Origin of the sequence: Methylobacterium sp. B1 (genome assembly GCF_000333255.1) — a bacterium.
Classification (GTDB): domain Bacteria; phylum Pseudomonadota; class Alphaproteobacteria; order Rhizobiales; family Beijerinckiaceae; genus Methylobacterium; species Methylobacterium fujisawaense.
Window position 1 is genome coordinate 1 of sequence record NZ_BACT01000450.1, and the last position, 9237, is coordinate 9237.

The 9237-nt window shown below is 72.0% G+C and carries 9 protein-coding genes; 2 read left to right on the plus strand and 7 right to left on the minus strand.

Annotated features, from left to right (window positions below; translation table 11 throughout):
* Positions 1 to 100 precede the first annotated feature (100 nt).
* Entirely contained in the window at positions 101 to 1249 is a 1149-nt protein-coding gene (locus tag I53_RS13090; RefSeq protein WP_251982308.1) for a GMC family oxidoreductase, read from the plus strand.
* Positions 1250 to 1256: 7 nt separating this feature from the next.
* Here I53_RS13090 and I53_RS13095 read toward each other — a convergent pair whose 3' ends face one another.
* Positions 1257 to 1973, minus strand: coding sequence for a GNAT family N-acetyltransferase (locus I53_RS13095; RefSeq protein WP_043351382.1), 717 nt, complete (start codon positions 1971 to 1973; stop codon positions 1257 to 1259).
* On the minus strand, positions 1970 to 2596 hold the full coding sequence (locus I53_RS13100; protein WP_043351384.1) for an FMN-binding negative transcriptional regulator: 627 nt from the start codon (positions 2594 to 2596) through the stop codon (positions 1970 to 1972). The genes I53_RS13095 and I53_RS13100 overlap by 4 nt, the downstream gene beginning before the upstream one ends.
* 98 nt (positions 2597 to 2694) lie before the next feature.
* Between I53_RS13100 and I53_RS13105 the strand changes: the two genes are divergently transcribed.
* Entirely contained in the window at positions 2695 to 4200 is a 1506-nt protein-coding gene (locus tag I53_RS13105; RefSeq protein ID WP_043351386.1) for a PLP-dependent aminotransferase family protein, read from the plus strand.
* On the opposite strand, the gene I53_RS33915 is transcribed toward I53_RS13105, so the two are convergent.
* The 5 genes from I53_RS33915 to I53_RS13130 form a co-directional block, all read right to left on the minus strand.
* Positions 4175 to 4480: a hypothetical protein gene (locus I53_RS33915; protein ID WP_043351388.1), complete on the minus strand. Its 306-nt coding sequence runs from the start codon at positions 4478 to 4480 to the stop codon at positions 4175 to 4177. The genes I53_RS13105 and I53_RS33915 overlap by 26 nt on opposite strands.
* A 286-nt stretch (positions 4481 to 4766) precedes the next feature.
* Positions 4767 to 6026 (minus strand): hypothetical protein, encoded by a 1260-nt coding sequence (locus tag I53_RS13115; protein ID WP_043351389.1) that lies wholly within the window; start codon positions 6024 to 6026, stop codon positions 4767 to 4769.
* Between the two features lie 88 nt (positions 6027 to 6114).
* The gene (locus I53_RS13120) at positions 6115 to 7164 is read right to left on the minus strand and encodes an ABC transporter ATP-binding protein (protein ID WP_374701321.1); all 1050 of its coding nucleotides are present in this window, start codon (positions 7162 to 7164) and stop codon (positions 6115 to 6117) included.
* A gap of 8 nt (positions 7165 to 7172) precedes the next feature.
* Positions 7173 to 8228, minus strand: coding sequence for an ABC transporter ATP-binding protein (locus tag I53_RS13125; protein ID WP_043351391.1), 1056 nt, complete (start codon positions 8226 to 8228; stop codon positions 7173 to 7175).
* Complete coding sequence (locus I53_RS13130) at positions 8225 to 9160, minus strand: ABC transporter permease (protein WP_043351394.1); 936 nt, start codon at positions 9158 to 9160, stop codon at positions 8225 to 8227. Before I53_RS13130 ends, I53_RS13125 begins: the two co-directional genes overlap by 4 nt.
* Positions 9161 to 9237 lie beyond the last annotated feature (77 nt).

Below are 9237 nucleotides of genomic sequence, written 5' to 3' on the forward strand. Positions count from 1 at the left end.
GCCCCGGGCCGACACCCGGGACCTCCGGTTCCACACGAAGACGGGGAAAGGCGTTGACTGGCAGCTGACCTACGAGGCCCTGCTTCCGTTCTAGGAGCGGGTGGAGCGGTTTCTCGGCGTGTCGGGCGCGCCGAGCTATCGTGGGGATGCCGGCCGGCGCTATCCCCTGCCCCCGGTCCCGCGGAATGGCCCGGCCGACATCATGGCGCGGGCCTGCGAGGCCCGCGGCATCCGGTGGGCGGACGCGCCCGCCGCCGTGGTCTCCCAGGATTTCCAGTCCGAGGACGGACCCCGCCGCAACGCCTGCATCAATTGCGGCTTCTGCCACCAGGGCTGCCGCACGGGCGCCAAGGCGAGCATGGACGTGACCTACCTGCCGTACGCGGTGGCCCACGGTGCCGAGATCCGGGCCGAGGCCTTCGTCCACGGCCTGGAGCGCGCTGCCGACGGCCGGGTCACCGGCGTGGTCTACCGCCAGGATGGCGAGGATCGCCGGCAGCGGTGCGGCGCCGTTTTCCTCTGTGCCGGGGCCGTCGAGACTCCGCGCCTGCTGCTCAATCTCGGGCTCGCCAATTCCAGCGGCCAGATCGGGCGCAACTACATGGGGCACGTGGCGACCCAGGTCTGGGGTACCTTCGACAACGAGGTCCGGATGAACCGGGGCTATCCGTCCTCGCTGATCACCGAGGATTTCATCCGCGCCGGCGCCGACTTCGCCGGCGGTTACCTCATCCAGAGCCTCGGCGTGGTGCCGGTGACCTTCGGCAATGCGGTGGCGCGGGGGCGCGGCCTGTGGGGGAAGCCGCTCCTCGACTACCTCGACCGCTACAACCGCCTCGCCGGCATCGGCATCAACGGCGAGACGCTGCCCTGCGACGCCAACGTGCTGACCCTCGCCGACGAGACCGACGCGCACGGGATGCGCAAGGCCCATATCAGCTTCGGCTACGGCACCAACGAGGACCGCCTCAACGCGCATGCCACGAAGGTCATGCGCGGGCTCTGGGAGGAGGCGGGGGCCGAGGACATCTGGGTGCTGGAGCGCGTCGCCCACACGCTCGGGACCTGCCGGATGGGCCGCGACGGGTCGAGCGCCGTCGTCGATCCGCACGGCCGCAGCTTCGACATCGACAACCTGTGGATTTGCGACGGCTCGACCTTCCCGAGTTCGCTCGCGGCGAACCCGGCGCTGACCATCATGGCACTCAGCCTGCGCAGTGCGGAGGCGTTCCTGGCCGGTCGGGCCTGAGGATGCCTCAGCCCGAAGCGGCGCGCAGGTCCGCGAGCCCGTGCCGCTGCCGGCCCTCCCCGTCGAAATTCGACGGGTCCAGCCATGCGGCGAAGCCGGCGCGGACCCGCGGCCACTCCGCGGCGGTGATCGAGAACCACGCCGTGTCGCGGGAGCGGCCCTTCACCACGACGGCGTTGCGGAAGATGCCCTCGAAGGTGAAGCCCAGCCGCAATGCCGCCGCCCGGGACGGGGCGTTGAGGCTGTCGCACTTCCACTCGTAGCGCCGGTAGCCGAGTTCGTCGAAGGCCCGGGTCATCATCAACGCCATCGCCTCCGTGGCGGCGGGCGAGCGCTGCAGACGCGGCCCGAAATGGAGATGGCCGACCTCGATCACGCCGTTACCCGGATCGATCCGAAGATACGAGGCGATCCCGCGCGCGTCGCCGCGCGCGGGATCGAGGATCGCGTAGAACAGCGGATCCTCGCTTGTCTGCTGGGTTTCCAGCCGCGCCCGGTAGGCCGCCGCGCTCTCTGGCATCTCGTCGCCGAGGTAGGTCCAGCCGCGCGTGTCGGGGGCAGCGCTGTAGGTCTCGAACAGGGCCTCACCATGGGCGGCGGCGTCGAGCGGGACGAGCCGGCAGGTGCGGCCCTCCATCGGCGTCCGCGGCGGGCGCGGACGCGGGCTCCAGTCCGGCAGCGCCGGGCCGATGGGTTGGCCGAAGGCGTTGAGGCGCGCGCTCACAGGCCGCTCCGCTCGGCGACCAGCCCGGCGAGACCCGCCTCGCCCTCGGCGCGCAACCCCGCGATGACCCCGTGTCGGTCGGCCTCGGGCCTGTTCTGGCTCATCTTCCACTTCCCCTCGATCCGCGTGATCGGAATCTCGATGCCGATGATTCCCCGGACCTGGGCGGCCACGAAGGGCTCCGGCGCGTCGGCCACCGCCCACGGCTCGGCCCGCGGCAACTCGCGCAGGGCGGTGAGGTCGGCGATCTGGCGCCCGAGCCACTCCACATCCTCGATCACCTGCGGCCGGCCCCAGGCATGGACGGTGGCGTAGTTCCAGGTCGGGACGACGCGGCCGTGCTCGCGCTTGCTCGCGTACCAGCTCGGGGTGACGTAGCCCTGCGGCCCCTGGAACACGATCAGGCATTCCTCCACCGCGGCGAGATCCCGGCCCTGCGGGTTGGCGCGGGCGATATGCGCCCGCAGCACGCCGTGCGGCCCGGCCTCATCCAGCAGGAACGGGATGGGGTTCGCCGTCAGGCCGCCCGAGCCGGCCGTGATCAGCAGGCCGAGGGGATAGGCGCGGATCAGCGCGTGCTGAGCGGCGCGCGAATCGTCCCGGAAGTGAGGCGGCTGGTACATGGGTTCGTCCTGCGGCGGTGATGCCCACGCGTGCTTGACCGTTCGGCGGTCCAGGCGAAAGGTCCAATTCTCGAACTGCGACTGGACCAGTTTGCGCCATGTCCCGAAGCCCCCTGCCGCTGACGCTGGCCTTGGATGCCGCTGTCTCGACGCCGCTGCACGCGCAGCTCCGGGAGGGCCTGCGCGCCGCGATCCTCGACCGCCGCCTGCCGCGCGGGGCCCGGCTTCCGGCCTCGCGGGTCCTGGCGGCCGATCTCGGCTGCGCGCGCGGAACCGTGGTCCTGGCGCTGGAGCAGCTGACCGCCGAGGGCTACCTGACGGCGCGGCCGGGCTCGGCGACGCGCGTCGCCGCGACCCTTCCTGACGACGCGCTCCCCGCGCCAGGCCCGATTCGGCGACCGGGCGCCGAGCCGACCCCGAACCTGTCGCGCCGGGGCGCCCGCCTCGTCTCCGCTCCGGCACGGAGCTACATGGCGGGGCCGGGCGTGCCCGACGCCTTCGCCCTCGGCCGGCCTGCGCAGGACGCCTTCCCGTTCGAGGTTTGGGCTCGCCTGCTCCAGGCCGAGTGGCGCCACGGTCCGACGGAGAAGCCCGACCCCCGCGGATCGCCGGCCCTGCGCGGCGCCATCGCCGCCTATCTGGCGCAGGCCCGCGGCGTCGCCTGCGAGCCCGAGGACGTCATCGTCACGGCGGGCATCCGCCAGAGCCTGCGCCTGCTCGCCGAGCTGCTGCTCGATCCCGGCGAGACCGCCCTGGTCGAGGAGCCGGGTTTCCCCGGCATCGCGCAGGCCCTCGCCAGCGCCGGCCTGCGCCCGGTGCCCGTCCCGGTCGGTCCCGGCGGCCTGTCGGTGGCCCTGGCCGCCGCGCCGGCGGCGGAGGCGCGGCTCGCGGTGGTGACGCCGGCCCACCATTACCCCCTCGGGTACGCCATGAGCCTGGAGAACCGCCTCGACCTCCTGGCCTGGGCCGAGGCGGTCTCGGGCTGGATCGTCGAGGACGACTACGACGGAGCCTATCGCTATGCCGGGCGTCCGCTGGCGCCCTTGCGGGCCCTCGATCGCGGTGGACGGGTGATCTATGTCGGCAGCTTCTCCAAGCTGCTGCTCCCCGCACTGGGCTTGAGCTATCTCGTGCTGCCGCGCGGGCTCGTGGCGCCGGTGAATCAGGCCCTCGCGGAGACGGGGCCCGCCCCGCCCGGGATCGGTCAGTGGGCGCTGGCCCGGTTCATCGAGGACGGACACCTCGCCGGCCATCTCCGCCGGACGCGACGCCTCTACGCCCTGCGCCAGGAGGCGCTGATCGAGGCCGCGCGCCGCCATGCCGGGGATGTCGCCGCAATCGCTCCCATGGAGGGCGGGATGCACGTCATCGCCCGGCCGGGGCCAGCCTGGGGCGCAGCCCTCACCGACGTGGCCGCCGCAGCCGCACTCGGCCGGGCGGGAATCTCCGCGGTCGCGCTCTCGGCCTATCATGCCGGGCCGGCGGAGCCGGGCTTGCTGCTCGGCTATGCCGCTGTGCCGGAGCGGGCGATCGACCCGGCCGTGCTGCGCCTGGCGGAGACCCTGCGCGCCGTCCCGATCACTCCGGTCGCGGTGTCAGCGTGACGACGGTGCGCCCCTGGTCGGCCCGCACGTCCAGGCTCCGCAGGGCCTTCATCCGGACGGTCGCGCCGCGGTCCGGTGCGACGCGCACGATGCGTTCCCCGTCGATGCGCAGGCTGAAGGCGGTCTCCCCCGTGACCCGCAGCAGCCTTGCGCCCCGGAAAGGCGCGAGGGTCACAGGCGTCCAGCCGGCCTGAGCCGTGATCCGGACCGGCGCGGGACGCCCCGTCCGCCTGCCCTGCGCGAGCCACGCGAGCGCGCCGATGGTGATGAGCGCCAGCACGAACCGGCGGGGCCGCGGCGCGCGGCGGTCGATGCAATGGAGGCGCTGGGGGAAGCAGGGCTTCCGGGGCGGACGGCGCCGTCGCGCGCGCGGGTCGGTCCAATTCCGGTGACGGCACCAGCAGGACGTGGACCGCGGGACGGGCCCGTCATCCGGGCCAGAACGCGGCGGCTCCCGGGCGGCGCCGCAGAAGGGGCAGAACCGGACGGCGATGTAGTGGCCGCGCCCGCAGGTGGTGCAATGGCGGTCCGGCGACAGAGGGGCTGCGGTCACGGTCGGAGTGCCGTCAGTGCACGATCGCGCCCGTTTCCATGAACCGGGCCAGGCGCACGATCAGCGGGGCGACCATCACCCGGTCGAGCTGCGGCAGCAATCCGGTTCGGGCATGGGCGACGTTGGCTTCAGCCTGCTCCCGGGCCAGACGATGCCAGCGCGCCCGGTCGCCCCGACACGTCGCCCAGGCCCGCTCGATCGACCGGAACACGAGCGGCAGGCGCTCGGCCGGGTCGGCCGCCAAATCGTAATGGTGGTCGATCAGGCCGCCGAAGGTCTGGAAGCCGAGTTCGGACAGCCGCTCGACGGCGCGCGGCGCACCCACCATCACGAAGGGCAGGCCCGTCGCCGCCGCCTTGATGGATTTCTCGGTGATGCGCTCGACACCCAGCTCGAAGAAGTCGGTCTCCGAGATGACGGTCAGGTCGCACTCCGCGTAGGCGCCCGTGTCGAGGGTCATGACCATGTCGGTGCCCTGATCGGCATCGATCCGCCGCGCCCGGCGCGGGATCCAGCTGCCGACATCGGCGAGCAGGGGGCCGAAAGCCGCCTCGATCTCCGGCGGGGCGTGGAAGACGTTGATGCCGCCCGCCTTCGGGTTGTCCTCGCCGATGCCGTGGAAGGAGATCAGCCCGTCCCTGTCCAGCCCGTTGAGCTGGAACCACCGGTAGAGCAGCACCCGGTGCCAGCGCAAAGCCGCGTTCTGGCAGAGGAAGCGGGCCGGGCCGGAGGCGCGGGCGAAGGGCGTGTAGCCGGTGCGATCGAGGGCATGCTGGGGGAAGAGCCGCGGACCCGCCTCGGCGTCCAGCCAGAGGGCAACCTGGAGCGGGAAGAACTCGAAGGTCCAGAACCGCAGGCCCTCGCCGTAGAGCCGCTCGTAATCGAGCCGCAGCAGCCGGTTCTGCGTGACCAGGATCACCCGATCGCGCGGGATGCCGAGCACCGCGAGGTTGCGGTGAAGCGCCTCGAAGGTCGGCGCGTGCAGGCCCGGCCCCTCGTTGGAGAGATCGAGGAGGAGTGCGGCGCGCCCGGCGCGGAGGTTCTCGGCGTCTCCCGGTTCGAGGAGGTCGAGGCGGCCGTTCGCCTCCGGAAAGCCGAGGCGCACGAAATCGAGGACCGGGAGGCAGAGGATGTGATTCGCCGTGCCGGGCTGGGCCGTGACGGTGATCCGCTTGCCCAGCCAGCCGAGGGCCGCCGTCAGGAAGTGCCCGGCCTCGCCCCGGGGAACGAGCAGGATCTCGGACGAGACTGGCTCGGAGAGGACTTGGCTCATCGTGATGCCCGCGCGGCCGGATCGGACGCGGTCCGCCACCGCGGGACCGCGCCGAGCCGGATAAAGCCTCGGCGCGGGGGCGTCGAGGTCAGGCCGGGACCGGCTCGGCGGCGCGCACGGGCGTCGGGCCGGCCCGGTAGGCCGCCGAGGCCTCCTCGGTCCGCCAGCAGGCGACGCGGTGGCCGGGAGCGATCTCGGCGACCGGCGGCATCTCCCGGCGGCAGCGCTCCTCGGCCAGGAAGCAGCGCGGCGCGAAGGGGCAGCCCGGCGGGCGGTTCGCGAGGTCGGGCGGGCTGCCCGGGATGGTCTCGAGCCGAGAGCCCTTGGCCAGCGCCCCTTCCGCCCGGCTGCGCAGAAGGCCGATCGTGTAGGGGTGGTGCGGGTCCAGGACCACCTGATGCGCGGTGCCGGTCTCGACGATCTTGCCGGCGTACATCACGGCAATCCGGTCGGCGACCTCCACGGCCGCGCCGAGATCGTGGGTGACGATGATGATCGACAGGCCGAGGTCGCGCTGGAGCTCGCGCAGGAGCAGCAGCACCTGGATCTGCACCGTGGCGTCCAGCGCCGTGGTCGGCTCGTCGGCGAGCAGCACCTGCGGCCGGCAGGCCAGCGCCAGCGCGATCATCGCTCTCTGGCGCATGCCGCCCGACATCTCGTGCGGGTAGTTGTCGAGCCGCCGCTCCGGGCTCGGGATCCGCACCCGCTCGAACAGGGCGAGCGCCCGCTTCCGGGCTTCGTCCTTGGAGATCGTTTCGTGGCGCAGGATCGCCTCGGTGATCTGCCGGCCCACAGTGTAGACCGGGTCGAAGGCGAGCAACGGCTCCTGGAAGATCATTGAGACGTCGCCGCCGCGGAAATCGGCGAGCTGACGCTTGGTGAGCGCCTGTACGTCCCTGCCGGCGGCCAGGATCCGGCCCTCGATGCGGCTGCGCCCTTCCGGGAACAGGCGAAGGATCGCGCGGAGCGTGACGCTCTTGCCGGAACCGGATTCGCCGATCAGCGCCATCGCCTGACCGCGCTCCACGGTGAGGTCGACGCCGTCGACCACCTGAACCTTGCCGAAGGCGACGCGCAGGTCCTTGAGGACGACTGCGGGTTCTGAGGAAGAGATCGGCGTGCTCATCGGCGTGCTCATGGGCATGCTCATGCGGCGAGCGCGTCTGCGGGGGCCGCGGAATGGCCCGATCCGGGCTGACGGGCGAGGCAGGCGACACGGTGCAGGGGCCGGATCGCGTCGAGGGGCGGTTCCTTCTGGCTGCACACGCCCTCCGCCAGGGCGCAGCGCGGGTGGAAGCGGCAGCCCGGGGGCGGGTCGATCGGGTTCGGCGGGTCGCCGGCCAGCAGCGCGGCCTGGGTGCGGTTGTCGGGATCGAGCGACGGCATCGAGGCGAGCAGCGCCTCGGTGTAGGGATGCGCCGGTGCGTCGAGCACCGTGTCGGACGGCCCGATCTCCGCAACCCGGCCGAGATACATCACCATCACCCGGTCGGAGATGAAGCGCACGACGTTCAGGTCGTGGCTGATGAAGATGTAGGTCAGGCCGAATTCGGCCTTGAGGTCGAGGAGCAGGTTCAGGACCTGAGCCTCCACGGACTTGTCGAGCGCCGAGACCGCCTCGTCGAGCAGCACGAGCCGCGGCTCCAGGGCGAGGGAGCGGGCGATGTTGACCCGCTGGCGCTGGCCGCCGGAGATCTCGTGCGGGTAGCGCCCTGCGAAGCGCTTCGGCTCCAGGCCGACCCGGGCGAGCAGCGCGCGGGCGCGCTCCACCGCCTCCCGGCCGGGCACGCCGTTCACCTTCGGGCCGAAGGCGATCGACTGCTCCACGGTCATGCGCGGATTGAGCGAGGCGTAGCTGTCCTGGAAGACCATCTGGACCTGCCGGCGGTAGGATCGCCAGGGCATGGCGCGCTCGCCGACCGCCTGCCCGTCGTAGAGCAGGCTGCCGGAATCGCGCTCGATCAGACCCATCAGCAGCTTGGCGGTGGTCGACTTCCCGCAGCCGGATTCGCCGACGATGCCCAGCGTCTCGCCCTTGAGCACGTCGAAGTCGACGCCGTCGACGGCGCGGACCACCTGCTTCTTTCCGCCGGCCTTGCGGACCGGGAAGTGTTTGATGAGGCCCGAGACCGACAGGAGCGGCTGGGCGGGTCCGCCGCGGTCGCGGGCGAACGGGTCGGGTGCGTCCGGGATGACGCTCACTGGCGAATCTCCATGGCGGACCGGAGCCCGTCCGAGAACAGGTTGAAGGCGATCGAGACGATGAAGATGCAGACGCCCGGGAGGGCGGCCACGACCGGGTTGACGTAGATCGCGGTGCGCAGGGTGTTCAGCATCAGGCCCCATTCGGGCTCGGGCGGGCGCACGCCGAGGCCGAGGAACGACAGGCCGGAGGCCAGGATCATCGAGACCGAGATCAGGCTGGTCGCGTAGACGAAGATCGGCCCGACGACGTTGCCCAGCACCTGCACGCGCATGATCGTCAGGGCCGAGGCGCCCGACAGCTTGGCGGCGTCGATGTAATCGCGCTTGCGGATGCCCGTGGTGACGCTCTCCGCCACCCGGGCGATCTGGGGCACGAAAACGCAGGTCAGCGAGACGATCGAGTTGAAGATGCCGGCGCCGAGCGCCCCGGACAGCGCGATCGCGAGGAGCACGGACGGAAACGCGAAGAAGACGTCGATGGTGCGCATCAGGATCGTGTTGGTCCAGCCTCCGACATAGCCCGCTAGGATGCCGATGCCGGAGCCGATCACGAAGGCGATCAGCACCGGGGTGACGCCGATGAACAGCGACAGCCGCGAGCCCAGCATCAGCCGGCTGATCATGTCGCGGCCGAGCTCGTCCGAGCCCAGCCAGTAGGTGGCGTCGCCGACATGCTTCAGGCGGCGCAGCATGGAGCCCTTGTAGGGATCCATCGGGGTGATCCATGGCGAGAGGATCGCGATGAGCACGACGATCAGGATCACGGCGCCGGCGCCCATGGCGACGGGGTCGCGCACCAGACGGTGGCCGACATGGCCCCAGAAGCCCCGCGACGGGGCGAAGGCGGCCTCCGGCCCGTGGGTCACGTCCTCGGCGGCAAGCACGCCGCCGTCGAGGGCCACGGAGGCGGCGGTGACGGGAGCAGTCATCATCGGGCTCGGGGTCAGGCGCGCTCGATGCGCGGGTCGAGGGCGGTCTGCATCACGTCCACCAGGCAGTTGAGGGC